This is a genomic window from Adlercreutzia shanghongiae (genome assembly GCF_035830635.1).
Classification (GTDB): domain Bacteria; phylum Actinomycetota; class Coriobacteriia; order Coriobacteriales; family Eggerthellaceae; genus Adlercreutzia; species Adlercreutzia shanghongiae.
This window is the reverse complement of record NZ_JAYMFI010000058.1, coordinates 1-1,249: the sequence shown is the minus strand read 5'-3', so window position 1 is coordinate 1,249 and position 1,249 is coordinate 1. Positions and strand designations below refer to the sequence as shown.

At 67.4% G+C, this 1,249-nt stretch carries 2 protein-coding genes; both read left to right on the top strand.

Going from position 1 to position 1,249, the window contains the following annotated elements; translation table 11 throughout:
- The first annotated feature begins 23 nt into the window (after nt 1–23).
- A complete protein-coding gene (locus VJ923_RS12190; protein WP_326441859.1) occupies nt 24–623 on the top strand; it encodes a Mu transposase domain-containing protein in 600 nt (199 codons plus the stop codon).
- A 2-nt stretch (nt 624–625) separates the two neighbouring features.
- Nucleotides 626–1,249, top strand: a 624-nt coding sequence (locus tag VJ923_RS12185) for an ATP-binding protein (RefSeq protein ID WP_326441857.1), incomplete at its 3' end; no start/stop codon positions are given.

The following is a 1,249-nucleotide window of genomic DNA, read 5'->3' as shown; positions in this document are numbered from 1 at the left end:
GGCAGGCCGACTACGCCGCGTTCATGGCGCACATCGGGTTCAAGACGAAGCTGTGCAAGCCCAGGCACCCGTTCACCAAGGGCAAGGTCGAGCGGCTGATCAGGTTCGTGAAGGGCAACTTCCTGGCGGGGAGGAAGTTCTACAACGCCACCGACCTGAACGCCCAGGCGCTCGAGTGGTGCGCCAGGCAATCCGGGCGCTGGCGCAGGGCGGTCGGCTGCGTCCCCGCCGACGAGCACTCCTCGGCGTGCGCGCCGGCCGCAACCGCGCTCGCCATGACCCGCGAGCTGGCGCTCTACCTGTGCCCCCGCCGTCGCATAAGCTTCGACGGGTTCGTCAGCTACGAGGGAAGGCGGTTCGGCGTGCCGTACTGGTACCCGGGCAAGGAGTGCCGGGTGAGCCGGGACGGGGAGTGGCTGCGCATCTACTCCGACGACCTCTCGCGAGAGCTGGCGGCACACCCCGTGACATGGAGCCGCAAGGACAGCTTCTGCGGCGACCAGTACGCCGACATGCAGCCGGCCGAACTGCCGACGGCCCCCGTGGAGACCGTCATCGCCCAGCTGGAGCCCCCGAAGGGAAAGCCCGGGTTCGACAAGTTCGACTTCGAGGGGAGGCTCTAGCTATGGACGAGGCAAGAGACACAGCGGTCGTCTGCAGATGCGTGAGCGCCCATGCGGCCTCGCTCGGGGTGGCAATCGCCCCGGAGGAGCTGGCCGAGCTGGCCGTGCGCCACGATATGGGAACCAGCGAGATCGCCGCGCTTGACGCCGTGTTCGCCTATTTGGCGGACAAGCGCCACGACCAGGTGATCGAGACGCTGCTCAGGCTCAGCAGGCTTCCCCAGAAGGCCCCCAAGACCTTCGCCAGCTTCGACTTCGACCGCATACGCGGGCGGGACGCGGCGGCGCTGCGCAAGCTGCCGGCGCTCGCGAACCTGCACGCGCGCAAGAACCTGGCGTTCATAGGGCCCGGCGGCATCGGGAAGACGCACCTGGCCCAGGCCTACGGGCGGGAGTGCTGCCTGAGCGGCTACAAGACCTACTACCTGAAGGCCACCGAGCTGCGGGACAAGCTGAGGCGGGCCGCCGATTCCGGCAGCACTTCGCGCACTGTCTCCGCGCTGGTGAAGCCATCGTGCCTCATAGTCGACGAGGTGGGACGGTGCACGTTCGACAAGGTGTGCACGGACCTCTTCTTCGATGTCGTCGACAGGCGCTACGAGAAGGACTGCGCCAACACGATGATA